This window comes from Streptomyces sp. NPDC054813, assembly GCF_053611365.1.
On the sequence record NZ_JBSHAF010000045.1, the window covers coordinates 1 to 13,879 of the forward strand.

The 13,879-nt window shown below is 67.1% G+C and carries 14 protein-coding genes; 7 read left to right on the forward strand and 7 right to left on the reverse strand.

The window, feature by feature from the left end:
- Nucleotides 1-511: 511 nt before the first annotated feature.
- The 5 genes from ACWGJB_RS47610 to ACWGJB_RS47630 form a co-directional block, all read right to left on the reverse strand.
- Nucleotides 512-1,792 (reverse strand): alpha/beta hydrolase family protein, encoded by a 1,281-nt coding sequence (locus ACWGJB_RS47610; RefSeq protein ID WP_453386279.1) that lies wholly within the window; start codon nucleotides 1,790-1,792, stop codon nucleotides 512-514.
- Nucleotides 1,789-1,995: a DUF6191 domain-containing protein gene (locus ACWGJB_RS47615; protein ID WP_453386280.1), complete on the reverse strand. Its 207-nt coding sequence runs from the start codon at nucleotides 1,993-1,995 to the stop codon at nucleotides 1,789-1,791. The genes ACWGJB_RS47610 and ACWGJB_RS47615 overlap by 4 nt, the downstream gene beginning before the upstream one ends.
- A gap of 186 nt (nucleotides 1,996-2,181) precedes the next feature.
- Nucleotides 2,182-4,434, reverse strand: coding sequence for an ABC transporter permease (locus tag ACWGJB_RS47620; protein ID WP_453386281.1), 2,253 nt, complete (start codon nucleotides 4,432-4,434; stop codon nucleotides 2,182-2,184).
- On the reverse strand, nucleotides 4,431-5,117 hold the full coding sequence (locus ACWGJB_RS47625; RefSeq protein ID WP_453386282.1) for an ABC transporter ATP-binding protein: 687 nt from the start codon (nucleotides 5,115-5,117) through the stop codon (nucleotides 4,431-4,433). Before ACWGJB_RS47625 ends, ACWGJB_RS47620 begins: the two co-directional genes overlap by 4 nt.
- Complete coding sequence (locus ACWGJB_RS47630) at nucleotides 5,114-5,638, reverse strand: PadR family transcriptional regulator (protein ID WP_356155060.1); 525 nt, start codon at nucleotides 5,636-5,638, stop codon at nucleotides 5,114-5,116. Before ACWGJB_RS47630 ends, ACWGJB_RS47625 begins: the two co-directional genes overlap by 4 nt.
- A 417-nt stretch (nucleotides 5,639-6,055) precedes the next feature.
- Here ACWGJB_RS47630 and ACWGJB_RS47635 point away from each other — a divergent pair, with 417 nt between their 5' ends.
- From ACWGJB_RS47635 to ACWGJB_RS47655, 5 genes are all read left to right on the forward strand, one after another.
- On the forward strand, nucleotides 6,056-6,229 hold the full coding sequence (locus ACWGJB_RS47635; RefSeq protein WP_453386283.1) for a hypothetical protein: 174 nt from the start codon (nucleotides 6,056-6,058) through the stop codon (nucleotides 6,227-6,229).
- Between the two features lie 128 nt (nucleotides 6,230-6,357).
- A complete protein-coding gene (locus ACWGJB_RS47640; protein ID WP_453386284.1) occupies nucleotides 6,358-6,798 on the forward strand; it encodes a VOC family protein in 441 nt (146 codons plus the stop codon).
- Nucleotides 6,799-6,966: 168 nt separating this feature from the next.
- Nucleotides 6,967-7,428, forward strand: coding sequence for a DUF6924 domain-containing protein (locus tag ACWGJB_RS47645; RefSeq protein ID WP_453386285.1), 462 nt, complete (start codon nucleotides 6,967-6,969; stop codon nucleotides 7,426-7,428).
- A 24-nt stretch (nucleotides 7,429-7,452) separates the two neighbouring features.
- Nucleotides 7,453-8,058 carry a hypothetical protein gene (locus ACWGJB_RS47650; protein ID WP_453386286.1) on the forward strand — a complete coding sequence of 202 codons (606 nt, stop codon included), beginning with the start codon at nucleotides 7,453-7,455 and terminating at the stop codon, nucleotides 8,056-8,058.
- Between the two features lie 114 nt (nucleotides 8,059-8,172).
- A complete protein-coding gene (locus ACWGJB_RS47655; protein ID WP_453386287.1) occupies nucleotides 8,173-8,373 on the forward strand; it encodes a hypothetical protein in 201 nt (66 codons plus the stop codon).
- Nucleotides 8,374-8,549: 176 nt separating this feature from the next.
- On the opposite strand, the gene ACWGJB_RS47660 is transcribed toward ACWGJB_RS47655, so the two are convergent.
- A complete protein-coding gene (locus ACWGJB_RS47660) occupies nucleotides 8,550-8,768 on the reverse strand; it encodes a hypothetical protein (protein WP_453386288.1) in 219 nt (72 codons plus the stop codon).
- 895 nt (nucleotides 8,769-9,663) lie between these two features.
- Here ACWGJB_RS47660 and ACWGJB_RS47665 point away from each other — a divergent pair.
- Entirely contained in the window at nucleotides 9,664-10,275 is a 612-nt protein-coding gene (locus tag ACWGJB_RS47665) for a LuxR C-terminal-related transcriptional regulator (RefSeq protein ID WP_453386289.1), read from the forward strand.
- A gap of 579 nt (nucleotides 10,276-10,854) precedes the next feature.
- Here ACWGJB_RS47665 and ACWGJB_RS47670 read toward each other — a convergent pair.
- Nucleotides 10,855-11,709, reverse strand: coding sequence for a hypothetical protein (locus ACWGJB_RS47670; RefSeq protein WP_453386290.1), 855 nt, complete (start codon nucleotides 11,707-11,709; stop codon nucleotides 10,855-10,857).
- A 1,925-nt stretch (nucleotides 11,710-13,634) separates the two neighbouring features.
- Here ACWGJB_RS47670 and ACWGJB_RS47675 point away from each other — a divergent pair.
- Nucleotides 13,635-13,879: hypothetical protein (locus ACWGJB_RS47675; protein ID WP_453386291.1), on the forward strand; the 245-nt coding region annotated here is incomplete at its 3' end.

Sequence of the window (13,879 nt, forward strand, 5' to 3'; positions counted from 1 at the left end):
GGCGAGCGGCGGGGGCCCGCCACTCCCACTCCCGGGGGCGAGCCCTTTGGTGGGGGGGGGGGCCCCCCACCCCCCCCCCCGACGCACCATCAGCCCACTACACTCCGGACGATGCCTCTGACCAGGCCAGATAGCGAAACGCTGCTGGAGTACTAGTCGCCTTGATCGGCATCGGTTTGGCGATCCAACTGTGGATCACTGCCACGGACTGATCCAAGCGCCGGAACCCCTCCGGAAACTGGTTCTGCTGGCATGACTGAACGTCACCAGACCACAAGAAGTGGACCAGAGTCCCGTGAAAGTGGCACAGCCAGCTGCTCGACGGACGGGTCTGGGACGGGTTCCGATGCCCACGTGCCGAGGCTGGTGCTGTGGGCGCCTGACCAGAGGGAAGGCCCCCTGGCGGGGTTCTACTCGGCGGGACGGCACCAGAGGTTCTCACCGCAGGCTCTTCGTCGCGGCCGGGGCGCTCGGACCGCGGCGCGGGACGTGAGCGCCGCGGTCCACGGCTTCATGGAAGGAACTTCACCTCTGGGAAGGCCGCGCTCGGGCCATCGAGCAGATGCCCTCGGCGGTGCCGCAGGTGCAGGTCGAAGAAGGCGAGTGGGTAGGCCTGTTGGATCCGTACCGACCGGGCCGGGTCGAGGGTGCCGATCCAGTCCTGGATCTGCTGGTCGGTCATCCCGAGGATCTTGCCTGCCTGTGGGATGAGCATCGCGTTGTCGCCGTAAGAGTTGTGGATGGCCCCGTCGGCCTGGATGTCGAGCCGCCAGCCGCGAAGGTGTGTCCAGAACTCGGCGACGTCCGGCATGGCGGCCCGGGTGAACACGGCGGTCATCATCATGAACGGCCGGTCCAGGTCGGCGGTGATGGTCGGCTGCATCGGGCCGTCGATGCTGAGCCCGGCCCTGACGCGCTGGTCGGCGAGCATGGTGAGGGCGGTGGCGGTGCCGCCCTTCGACCAGCCGAACGCGCCGATGCACTGCGGGTTGAGGGCGCCGAGCAGGCCCGGGGGCAGTGTCCTGCCGTCGACGTCGGGGTTGTGCCCGGCGGCGAGCCCCTCCACGCAGTCGAGCAGGAACCGGAGGTCGGCGGCGAAGTCCCTCGGGTACATCGGAACGTCGTCCGGGGTGACCACCCGGCCGTCGGGGAACTCGGTGAACGCGTCGTGGGTGTGGTCGACGGTGACCACGGCGTAGCCGTGGCTGGCGAGTTCCTGGACGATGATGGTGTGGTCGCCGCGATGGCTGCCCGAGCCGTGCGAGTACACGATAACGGGCAGGCGACGGCCCGCATGCTGCACGGGTGCGCCCACGCGCCCGGTGGTGAGCGGGCCTACGGCGGGGTCGAGGGGGAAGCCGGCGTCCGTTAGGAGCGCCCGTAACGCGCCCTCGGTCATCCAGGGGGCGCGCGGCAGGTTCTCCGCCCTGCGGGCGGGGTACCAGACGCTGGCCATCAACTCGCGGTGACGCCCCGGGCCGGCCACGGGATCCGGGCGTGAGGTGTCGACGAGGTGGAGCGGCACCGTGCCCACCGGGTGCGGTCCGGTGGGCGGAGGCAGTGTGAGTTGCGCCGGGCTGGAGGCGGTCGGAGCCGCCCACGCGCGGGATGCGACGCCGAGCGGCACGGCAGTCCCGATTCCAGCGGTCAGCGCTGCCCCGAGCATGCGACGGCGCGTCATTGGTTTTCGGCTGTTGGACGCCGTGACGGTCATGAATCCTCCCGAGTCTGGGTTTCTTGGTCGGAACCGGGCTCGCAGCCCGTTGCGCTGGGTGTGGCGTGGCATCGTCATCGCCTCGCGTCAGGTCCTCGACGTCGCTCCGCCGAGGTGGCAGCTTTCGGGCTGATCCGGATGTGGACCATGCCGCTGTCGAGGTCGATCGGCCCGCGGTAGGGGTCGCCCTCGCCCTCGTCGTCGCGCATCCACTCCAGACGCTGTCGCTCCTCCTGAACGTGGCGGGCGCTCGGAAGGAAGACCTCTTCGAGGATGTTCACCGCAGGACAGTGCCTTGATCGGGCCGAGGTTCCCGACGCCGACCAGACGGATGGTCTGAAGGGACGTACATCATCAAGGCTCCTGGCTGTGGGTTCAGAGACAACCTTTGTCGAGTTACGAAGAGCTCCATCAGCCCCGGACGCCGTTTGGAGGGGTGTCCGGTGCCGTAGCGGGGAGTTGGCGCGTCAGCCGTTGCGGGCGGCCTCTGGGCCGGTGATGCGTTTGAGCAGGGGGAGAGTCGAGGCGATGATGCCCAGCGAGGCGACGAGGCCGAGGGCGACGAGCGCGTAGTACGCCCCGCCCGGCCACACCAGGTCGTAGTGCATCTGCGATTTCAGGAACAGGGCGGAGGCGGCGAAGGCCGTACCGATCGAGATCGCGGCCACCGCCAGCAGCGGCAGTGTGCTCTCCAGGCCGATCACCCGTTGCAGCAATCGCAGCGGTGCGCCGGTGAGCCGCAGCAACGCGAACGGGCGCCGGCGATCCGACAGGCCCGCAACCACGCTCACGGCCAGGCTGCAGCCGGCGATCGGCAGGGTGGTCAGCAGCACCACGTCGGCCAGTTGCCGCCAACCGGCCAGCTCTTGCTGCAGATCGGTGCCCCAGTCGCCCACTGTTTGGGCCTGTTGGTGCGGGTAGGCGGTGGTGAGCAGGGTCCGTACGCGTTCCATGGCGGCTGTCGACCCGTCGGTGGCCACGTAGACCAGTTGTACGGGCAGCTTGGCGACGGCTGCGGTGCTGATCGCGGCGGCGGGCCACGGCAAGCTCGGGTGCGACTGCAGGCTGACGAAGGCGTAGAAGTCGACGGCCGTGACGCTCGCGCCGGCCGGGCAGCGGCCGACCATGGGAGTCTGCGCCAGGTCGGAGCAGGTCACCAGTGCCGGCGCGTCTGGAGGAGGATCGCCCGGGTGGACTCGCCGGTGTACCACCTTGCCGACGCCGTCGGGGTTGGCGTGGACGACGGCCAGGCCCCGCACGCCCGGGATCGCCCGCACCTCGGTGAGCAGCCGTGTCGGGACGGTCCCGGCCAGGGGCGCCTCGCCGAGGGCGCCGGCCTCCACCACCGTCCGGGTCTGCCGGTCGCCGTCGAGCGTGCCGCGGTTGTGGTTGATGGTGCCGATGATGCTGACTGTCGCGGTGGTCACGAAGAGGGCCAGGACGAGGCCACTGACCGCGCGGAAGCCGGCCTTCGGGTCGTCGGCGAGCCGGCGCACCGCGATCAGGGCGGCCGGGTGGCGGGTGCGCCGGGCGACTGCCCGGGCGGCGGCCATGGTCAGCCACGGCCCGGCGATCACCAGGCCCAGCATTACCACCAGGAAGCCCGGGAGGTAGGCCGCCGTCTGGCCGTTCCCGGTTGCCGGGCGGTGGCCGGCGAAGACGAAGTACGCCAGCTCGGCCAGGCCCGCCAGCAGCGGGATCAGCCGCCAGGCGCGCGGCGGGCGCGGGGTCACCCGGCGGGTCACGCCGAGCGGGGAGATGGTGACCCGGCGCAGCGCGAGGCGCGCAGCGATCGCCGCCGCCACCGGCACGCCGACGACGACGCCGAGGATCTGCGGGGCGCTGAGCGTCAGATCCGAAAGGAAGAACCGCTGCTGCCCGGTGAGCGGAATGGTGGCGACCATCGGGCGCAGCGCGGCGTAGAGACCGAACCCGATCACCGTCCCTGCGGCCGCCGCCAGCGCGGACTCGACCGCCGATATCAGCGAAACCTGCCGGGGAGTGGCGCCGGCCAGCCGCATCGCCGCGTACCGCTGTTCGCGGGTGGCGGCGGACAGACGGGTCGCGGTGGCGATGAAGATCAGCACCGGGAAGATCAGTGCCCCGGCCACCACGGAGGAGATGAGCGTCATCGCGTCGCCGCGCACGGCGTTGTCCCAGCACTCGTTGTCGCAGGCGGATGGCCGGGTGCTGGCGATGGTGGTGACCGATCTCGCCCCTGGTGCGCCCTTGATCTGGGCGGGGGCACGGCCAATGACAGCGATCAGCGAGTCCGGGGAGGCCAGAGCGGCGTCGCCGATCGTGCCGGTGAGCCGCCCGGGGAAGCGGTCGCCCAGCTGGCCGGCCGGGGTGTCGCGGATCAGCTTGGCCAGCGCGGGAGAGGCGTAGTACTCGCCGGGCGCCGGCAGGTGCGCCAGGCCGGGCGGGACGGGCGAGGTCGGGCCGGTCGCGGCGACGTCGATCTCGGTGAGGGACTTGCCGTCGTAGTAGTCGCCGTGCGGCCACCACCACAGCGGGTCCACCAACGCCTGCTCACTACGGCTTGCGGCGCCGGTGTCGAGCCAGACCTGCCGCTGGTTCGTCCGCTCGACGGCGTTCATGCTGGCGAAGGTCGACAGCAGCAGCCCGACACCGATGGCGACCGCGGTGGTGATCATGGCCAGCCGGGCGAGGGCCTCCCGGCCGCCGCTGACCGCGAGGCGGAAGGCGAAGGCGATCACGAGGCGATCCGTCCGGTCGTGAGCAGGCTGGCCTTGCCGTCCCGGACGATGGCCTCCCGGTCGGCGTGCGCGGCGACCCGGGGCTCGTGGGTCACCAGGACGACGGTGGTGCCCTCCTCGTGGGCCGCGTCCACCATCAGGTCCATCACCTGCTCGCCGGTCAGCGAGTCCAGCGCCCCGGTCGGCTCGTCGGCGAACAGCACCCTGGGTCGGGCCACCAGACCGCGGGCCAGCGCCACTCGCTGCGCCTGACCGCCCGACAACTCCCCGGAGCGGCGCCGCTCCAGGCCGTCCAGGCCAAGCCGGGCGAACCAGGGCCGGGCCTCGGCGAGCGCGGCTGCCCGGCGCACGCCGGAGAACAGCAGCGGCAGGGCGACGTTCTCCTCGGCGGTCAACTCGGGGACGAGCTGGCCGAACTGGAAGACGAAGCCAAAGGTGTCGCGGCGCAGGGCGCTGCGCTCGGCCTCGTTCATGGTGTCGATGCGGTGTCCGTCGAAGCGGACCTCGCCCGAGTCGGGGGTGAGGATGCCTGCCAGGCAGTGCAGCAGGGTGGACTTGCCCGAGCCGCTCGGGCCCATCACGGCGAACACCTCGCCGGCCTCGATGGCCAGGCTGGCGCCGCGCAGGGCGGGGGTCTCGCCGAAGGAGAGAGTGAGGTCGCGGGCCTCGATGAGGGCGGTCATGTGCGCACCGCCGCTGCGAGTGTGTCCATCCGGGCCGTGGTCAGCTCGATCCATCGCAGGTCGGCCTCCAGGTGGAACAGGCCGTGGTCGGCGAGCAGGGCGTCGATGATCGGGCCGGTGCGGCGCAGCTTCGTCAGCTCGTGCATCCGCTGCAGGTGGGCGGCCCGCTGGGTGTCGAGATACTGCTGGGCGTCGCGGCCGAGCATCAGGGCCAGCACGACTTTGGTGAACAGCACGGTCTGCAGGTTGGGCTCGGGCGCCACCGGCTCGGTGAGCCAGGTCTCGAACTCCGTCGCCCCCGCCTCGGTGATCACGTAGCGCTTGCGCTCGGGGCCGACCCCGGGCTCCGCCTCGCCGGCAATGACCTTCCCGTCCCGCGCCAACCGGCCAAGAGTTGTGTAGACCTGCCCGTACGGCAGCGGTTTGCCGCGGTTGAAGAAGGCGTCGTAGTCGCGCTTGAGGTCGTAGCCGTGGCTCGGCTCCCGCTCCAGCAGCCCCAACAGGGTGAGAGGAACACTCATGCGAGGACCATACACCGCAGATATATACTGAGTGTATATCTGCTGAGAGTGCGTTCTGGTCCTGGGGCCTCGCATCCGGTTGCAGGCCTGTCACCGGCGACCAGCGCGTCGCCCCGAGCCGACTATCAGGACGCTGGTTCAGAGCTTTGGTCGGTCCCCGGTTGGCGGCTCGCGCGGTGGCGAGCGCGAGTCGGGTCTCGAAGCCCCCGGCGACATCGACGAAGTCCAGCGCAGGGTCACCAGAGTGGAACAGCGCAACGTCGAGTTCTCCGCTCGGCCGGAAGAATGTGATGCCGATTCAGGCCGCACTCGCCCTGCAGACCGCCGCAACGACGATGCTCAACACCGCGGGAGGCCTGGACACACTGCTCCTGGGACGGGTTCTCCAAGGCCCGTCCACCGGCGGCGCGCTGGGCGTTGCTAGACGTCGACCAGCGCCGCGGCACCCTCACCAACGCAGTCGTACCGGGAATCGGCACCGGCACGCTGCTGTCCGGGGACGGCACGCTGCGACTGATCGTCTTCATGGGAGCGGCCACCTGCGCCGCACTCACCCTCGGTGGTGGCGCCTGGCTCGCGGGTCTGCTGTAGCGGTGCTGAGGAGCGATCCAGATTTTTCGGAGTTCGGCGGTCTGAGTATGTCGAGAACGTGCCACCGGCTCCGTCCCAGGTGCATCAGCGGCCGGCCTCGGCCGCACGAGGAAGAAGGAGAAACCAGCATGGCGATTCAGCGCATGGACAACGTCGGCATCGTCGTCGAGGACCTGGATGCCGCCATCGCGTTCTTCGTGGAACTCGGTATGGAGCTGGAGGGCAGGGCGGAGGTCGAGGGCCTCGTCGCCGACCAGTGCACCGGACTCGACGGCGTCCGCTGTGACATCGCGATGGTCCGGACCCCGGACGGTCACAGCCGGCTCGAGCTGGCGAAGTACCGCAGCCCCGCGGTGATCAGCGCCGGGCCGCGCAACCGGCCGCACAACATTGCGGGCACGCATCGCGTCATGTTCGCCGTCGACGACATCGAGGAAACCGTTGCCCGCCTGCGCCCTCACGGCGCCGAACTCGTCGGCGAGATCGCCCGGTTCGAGGACAGCTATCTGCTCTGCTACCTCCGCGGCCCGGAGGGCATCATCGTCGGACTGGCCGAGCAACTGGGCTGAGAGGGAGAAACCGAACCACGCAGCCGAACGAGTTCATCGAGGTTCCGAACCGCCCGATCAGCCCCCCTCCCAAACTCTGACCGATCTACTTGGTGCTCGACAGGATGTCGGCAGGAGGTGGCATCTTGTACGCAGTACATACACCCGCAGAGAGACCGGAGCCTGGCGGTGCTACCTGCTGTTACCGGCCGCGATGAGTTCGCCGCGCTGATCATCAGAACCGACTTCGGCGACGAGCCAGCCTGGCAGTCCGTGTGCACTGAGCTGTCGAGGCCGTGGGGCGACGGCGACTACGAACCTGTCGTCCACCTCGTCAATGACCCGGCCTGGGCCGGCGCCATGGCTCACGACGTGGTCGCTGCCGTATCCGCGGACGAGGATCTGAGCGTCGTCTTTCTCGCCGACCGCACCACGATGCGGGACCACGACCACTTGCTGCTGGCGGTGGCTGTCCTGACCAGGGACGAGTGCGAGAGTGACGAGGAGTTCGAGGCGTACAGCGGATCGGTCCGCGTTATTCCCACCGGCATCCACGACATCCACGCGAACCTGTCGATCGCGAACCTCGACTTCGCGGACGTCGCCGATGCCGCCCGGCTCGATCCTGCAGGAGTCTTTCGGTCCTTCTAGAGACTTTCCGAACGTCGAGCCTATGTGACCCAATCAAACTCCGGCCGCCGCCTCAACCTCGACCGCAAAACCGTACGCCGCTTCCGTGACACCGACCTCGATGAACTGCCGGCCTCCGCCCGCGACCGCCGCCCCAACAGCGTCCTGGAGCCGTTCAAGGCATACCTCAACACCCCGTTCACCGAGACACAGGACCAGGTCAGCGGCACCCGCCTGTTCCAGGACATCCACGAACGCGGCTACCGCGGCAGCCATCAGGTGGTCCGCAAACACCTCGCCGCTCTGCGGGCGGGCACGGCCGAACCGGACCGGGCTGACATACCCAGCCCCCGCAATATCACCTCCTGGATCATGCGGCCCCGCGAGACCCTCACCGACCGCCAGGACCAGAACCTGCCGGAGGTCCCGCTCGCCTGTCCGGACATCGCCCGGGCTGCGACCTCGCCCGTGCCTTCGCCGATCTCGTCCGTCACCGGCGCGGATACCCAGTGCTGGAGTGGATCCGACAGGCCGAACAGGACGCCCGAAAACCGATGCAGGGCTTCGCCGGCTTCCTCCGCCAGGAACTCGACGCCGTCACCGCCGACCTCACCCTGGAATGGAGTTCTGGAGTCGTCGAGGGGCACGTGAACGGGTGAAAACACTCAAGCGAGCGAGGTATGGCCGGGCCTCCTTCGAACTCCTCCGCACCCACATCCTCACCCAGCCATGAGACGCCAAGCCCTGGGCATACAGTCAGGATCCATGAAGTCGCCACAGCCCACGGATCCGCAAGCCGAGGCCGCACAAGGCCGTATCGCTCTATGGCTCGACCCGGAGGACATGCGCTGGCTGGCGCAGCACTGCTGTTGCGCCGACGACGCGACGGACGAAGACAAGGACCGCTGCGGACGACTCCGGTTCCGGGCCAGCACAGCCCTGCACAAGCATCAGCACTCGGCATGACGACGTAGGCCCTCACGGAACTGCGGCCAGCGCCCTGATAACGACCATCCGTACTCCTCGCCCCACTTGATCCGGCCCTCAAGCGATTGGCGAGGTTCGATGAGCCGCGAGTTCATGATGAGCCGGGGCCGTCCGCTCGATCTGACCGAAGGCCGCGGACGTGGCCTTCGGTCAGATTAGGCGGAGCCGGTGCGGCCAGCGAGGGTATTGACCGCTTCACGGGCTGCGTCGTGTGCGAGGTGGCCGGCGTCCGACATGTAGTACTTCAGGACGGCGCGGGCGGCCGCAGGGTCGTCGATGCGGGCGAGTCCGCGCAGGGCGGCGCCGCGGAGGTCGCCGAGAAGCCAGGAGCCCCACTCCTCCGGTCGCTCGACGATCCGGCACAGGGCGTCCATACCCGGACAACGACAACCGCCAGCTCAGGACACGAAATCTGACTGGAGTACTGAGGGCTAAGGGCTAATAAGGGCTTTGGGGTCAACGTGTTGCTCCCGTATCGGCTCGTCGATCTGTATGCGCGTCACTGCTGTGACCCGAGGTCAACTCGCGTCAAGCGCGGGGTGTTGTTTCCATATCGGGAACAGCCCTCCACCATCAGGTTCCGTGCCCCCGCCGACGTACCACCTTCCTCGCCATTGCCAGGACGACGTGCTGATTCTGCAATCCCTGCGAAGCCATCTCTTGGTCTTCCCGGCAAGCTGTCGGTCACGGTGGGGATCGGTGAGCGGTTGCTGCCGGAAGCATGCCTCCGCGGCCACCGGATGCCGGCGACGGGGATGAAATCGCCTCGGCGGGACAGTTAGCGATATCCTGCACTGGTCGAACTGGCGCCGCCGACGCCGGTACCAGGCCTGCAGCAGCCACTACACGACACGGCCGCAGCTCCTGAACTGCCCAGCAGTCAGAACAAGCAACTGCTGCCGTGCTCAACGCCGTCTGCCCAGGTACCCTCACGGACGCCGGCGGGGCACATCGCAGTGCTCGCCGAGCCAACATTGACGAGCTGCAGCCGCCGACCAAGAAGCTGATCGACATGCTCGCCTTCGTCCCAGCTGAAGCGATTGACCCGGCCACGTATCAGAGCGGCCACTGCGCGAAGCCTCGTACGTTGCCAGAGGTCAAAGATCACGGACCCTCTCGTCCCGGCATCCCCGTATGGGCCATCCGGGGTGCTACTTCTTGCGGAAGAGCTGAGTCTGGGGTCAGGCGGCGGGAAGCACCGGCCGTCTACTCCGCTACGTCATGTGGCCGATGGCACCACCTACGCTGGAGCTTCTAATGAGCCCGTCTGTGACGTCTATAGCCGTTATTTGCGACTGGTCGTTGCTTCAGCTCGGTCTCGCGCAGGCGATCAATGCCCAACCGGACTTGCGGATCACCACCTTCGTTAAAAGCGTGAATGACCTGCTCCGCAAGGCGAATGGCGTAAAAATTATTGTACTGACCAACCTGCAGCTGTCCGACCAGGCGGCATCCGACCAGGTCGCTCAGTTGCATCGACAAGGGTACGCGGTCATTGTGATATCGACATCGGAGCTGCAGTCCGATGCCGTCCCGTGCATTAAAGCCGGCGCTCGCGGATATCTGAGTCGGCAAACCGACGATTCGGAGTTGGTGACGGCCATCCGCGCCGTTGCTTCAGGAAGAAGTTACTTCGGCGCCAGCCTCGCTGGTCAGAGTCTGCCTGCGCCTCCTCCCCGTATCACCAGCCGCGAGAAACAAATCTTGCAGCTCGTCGCCAACGGTGCGACAGATCGCGAGATCGCCAACAAGTTGAATATCACCGAAAACACGGTTCACACACACCTGGAGCGACTGCGCAGAAAGTATGGCTCTCGCCGTAGGGCCGACCTTACTCGCTTGGCCCTAAAATGTGGTGTATTGGAGAACTTCAAAGAGTAACCAATGAGGAGCTTATCCTCGCGTGCCCCAACCTGTTGTCATGTCGAATCGATGATGATCGAGCATGCTGTCGGATGATCTCAGCATCCGAACTGGGCACACCGCTGCTCGCTGCTGCCAGATGTGTTATCTGTTCGGGTGAACATCGTCCAGACTGTCGACGACGGTCACGGACGGTGGATTTGAAGGCGTGGGCACTTGAATGAGAATGGGGACGTAAACAATCACGCCGTGCCTGTACTCGGCTTTCTTCGAGAGCCGATAGCACACAATCACCGCCGAGTTGCTTCGCGTCGCATAGCACCGAAGCACCGACTTCGCGGGTGCGGCCTGCGGGGCATGCGACGGGACAGCTGCCTCACTCACTGGTGCGCCCCATACCCAAACCGCCAAGCAAGCGGAAGCTGCGACTGCTAGACGGCAAGCACGGCCCATCCCATTAGCCTTCACCATTGGCCATCCAACCCCAGCACCTCGCAGAGGGAACCTCTGCGAGGTGCTGATTCATTTGATCGCCCTTCGTCAACCGACGAGGCCGATCTGACTGAGCGAGGCCCGGGGCTCCGCCCAGTCAAATGATCAACCTTGGGTGCCGCCCTGGGTGTTGCCGCCCCCGCCGCCCTGGGTGCCACCCTGGGTGTTGCCGTTGCCACCACCCTGCGTACCGCCCTGAGTGTTGCCGTTGCCACCACCCTGCGTACCGCCCTGGGTGTTGCCGCCCCCGCCGCCCTGGGTGCCACCCTGGGTGTTGCCATTGCCACCACCCTGCGTACCGCCCTGGGTGTTGCCGCCCCCGCCGCCCTGGGTACCGCCCTGGGTGTTGCCATTGCCACCACCCTGCGTACCGCCCTGGGTGTTGCCGCGGCCGTTGCCCTGGGTACCGCCCTGAGTGTTGCCGCCCCCGCCGCCCTGGGTGCCACCCTGGGTGTTGCCGTTGCCACCACCCTGCGTACCGCCCTGGGTGTTGCCGCCCCCGCCGCCCTGGGTACCGCCCTGGGTGTTGCCGTTGCCACCACCCTGCGTACCGCCCTGGGTGTTGCCGCGGCCGTTGCCCTGGGTACCGCCCTGAGTGTTGCCGCCCCCGCCGCCCTGGGTGCCGCCCTGGGTGTTGCCGTTGCCACCACCCTGCGTGCCACCCTGGGTGTTGCCGTTGCCACCACCCTGCGTGCCACCCTGGGTGTTGCCGCGGCCGTTGCCCTGGGTACCGCCCTGAGTATTGCCGCCCCCGCCGCCTTGCGTGCCGCCCTGGGTGTTGCCACCCCTGCCGCTCCGCGATCCCTGATTGTTGCCGGTATTGCAGTGTTTCTGCTTGCACGGCTTTTCCGGCAGCAGGGTCTGAGCCTGCGATGTACCTTTACTGGCTAGTGTCTGGACGTGGGAAACTGCGCCGGTCACCGCCGGCGCCGCTGAGGCGGGGGCCCCCATGGTGGCCATTCCTCCAGCCATTGCCGCCGACACTATTGCTGTCGCCATCTTCTGCTTCCGAGTGTGCCGCACGCGCGTGCTCCTCTCTTCCGTATTAAGCACTATTCGCTTCGGCGTCTGGTCATGCGATGCGCAGAGCGTGGTCCGATCCGATTTGGTGTTGTCGGCCACTCAGAAGACACGTCCGGCCAATTGAGGGCCCAGCGCATTAGCCGTGATTTCCTTCATCCCGCACCTGAAAGGTGCTGGCTCCGCCGGGTGCTTCAGTTCCGCTGCCGGGCTGAGTGCAAGTGCAGCCCCTGGAGGCCGGTGTGCGGGAAGAGAAGCACCGCGCGTTGTAATCCCGAGCGCCTGGATACCTGCACAGCGGCGAAGTTACAATCCCGATACTGGTCTCACGCGTCGGCTGAGTCAACTCGAATCGTGGGCTATAAGGGGCCTAACCACACCGCATGTCACTAGAAAGACCCACACTTTAGATCCGAACGACCCCAGGGCCTCCGTTGAGCCCGTTACCGTCAATTTACTTCGACGGCAAACGATCGCCGCAATCCACATATAGACTCGGGCGGCCCTGTAGCTGGAATTAGCTACACGCACGTCCCGGCTCGGCTCCAGCCCGGTGACTTGGCCGCCGACCATGCTGGACTAGGGCGGGGGCGGGTACCTCCCCACCCGGCGGCGCTCTGTCTTGTCCTTCGTCCGTGCTCCAGCGGTCTATCGGTCCGTCGGGGCCACGGACACCGGCCGGAATCTCCAGCACATGCGGGTGTGCCACCTCGGTGTGCCACCTGGGTGGCCGGCGCGAGCATAAAAACGAAGGCTTCCGCGACGGCGACAGGATGCTGGCCGCACACTGTCTGTAACAGCACCCAGCTCCTGGTCGCTGACGACGGGGACAGAGGTGGTGTGGCAGGTTCCGCACACGGTTCGCTGCTCGCTGGCCAGCCGTTCCTGGGCGGAAACGGGCGGGGGCAAGCAGCCTGCCGGCGGCGTGGCAGCCTGACGGTGCTGGGTCAGTGGTTGGCCCAGTGGGGTTCTTGGGATCGCGGTGACCGCGAAAGTCGCGCTGCTCAGGCTGTGGCTTGCAGGCCGAAGTCGATGAACAGGCCGAATTCCCAGAGGGCCACGGCGATACCGAGGGCTGAGGACCGTGATGCTCCACGCGCCATCCAGCATCCCGGCCTCGCCCAGGATGCCGAACACGTGGACGTTCACTGCCGGGGGCGAAGAACCTCCCTGCCGAACCTGTCGCGGGCGTCAGTCGAATAATGCTTCTGAATCTTCTGGTCGACGGTCTGGCGGCGGGAGTGCATCGGTAATGCGGCATGCACGGGCGGTCATGGATGAATGTCTTTTGAACGCAACGCATCGACGTGCTGCATGTAATCCGGAGAGCCAACCGAGGCTCCGGCCGTGGGAAGAGTTCTTCGAGTTCTAGCCCCCCTTTTTTTGCTTGTCGGCACGTCGTTGATCGCGACGGCCTCACCGTTCTGGAGCGGGGCAGGCGGCGTTCGCGAGCAGGTCGACCGAGCTGCCAAGCAGGGCTAGCCCAGCAGTAGTTGGAGCGACTGGAGAAAAGTCGACCGGTCGAGCAGAACATGCTCGACGCGCTATTCGGACCTCCCGGCCCCGTGGTGGCGGCTGTGCGCGACAAGCTCGAATACGTCGCCGAGCCCGATGAGTCCGGCCGGTCCACCGCAGGAGCGTCGGTCTGGCCCCGGTGGGCCATGGGGGTCCCGCACGCAGAAAATCCCACAATCACGGTGCAGTCTGCTTAACACTCTGTATGGGTGACATTGCCGTGTCGCTGTAGTTATGGAGTGATGTGTTGCGACAGTTTAGTCCACAAAGATTCCTATCTCTATCTACAACAAGAAAGGGGTGCTGTGAAAAGGTTTGGCATCTACGCAACCCTGCCTTTTGTCGCTGCCATGGCACTGACGGGCGCAACAGCGGGCCAGGCTTCCTCCGCGGAACTCCGCAACGATCCTGAAATCCCCGCAGGAGTTACCGTTGTTTTCAACAACGGCGGGTCTTACGGAAATGTTTTTAATGAGGTGAAGGGCAACAGCAATAGCACGCAGGGCGGGACCGGGAACACCCAGGGCGGCACGCAGGGCGGGACCGGGAACACCCAGGGCGGCACGCAGGGCGGGACCGGGAACACCCAGGGCGG

Bases quoted from the DNA above. Each gene is read 5' to 3' on its own strand.
- ACWGJB_RS47610 (WP_453386279.1), bottom strand. From the start codon at position 1,792: ATGACGATGCCACGCCACACCCAGCGCAACGGGCTGCGAGCCCGGTTC.
- ACWGJB_RS47670 (WP_453386290.1), bottom strand. From the start codon at position 11,709: ATGGCCACCATGGGGGCCCCCGCCTCAGCGGCGCCGGCGGTGACCGGC.
- ACWGJB_RS47660 (WP_453386288.1), bottom strand. From the start codon at position 8,768: ATGGACGCCCTGTGCCGGATCGTCGAGCGACCGGAGGAGTGGGGCTCC.
- ACWGJB_RS47655 (WP_453386287.1), top strand. From the start codon at position 8,173: ATGAAGTCGCCACAGCCCACGGATCCGCAAGCCGAGGCCGCACAAGGC.
- ACWGJB_RS47640 (WP_453386284.1), top strand. From the start codon at position 6,358: ATGGCGATTCAGCGCATGGACAACGTCGGCATCGTCGTCGAGGACCTG.
- ACWGJB_RS47630 (WP_356155060.1), bottom strand. From the start codon at position 5,638: ATGAGTGTTCCTCTCACCCTGTTGGGGCTGCTGGAGCGGGAGCCGAGC.
- ACWGJB_RS47625 (WP_453386282.1), bottom strand. From the start codon at position 5,117: ATGACCGCCCTCATCGAGGCCCGCGACCTCACTCTCTCCTTCGGCGAG.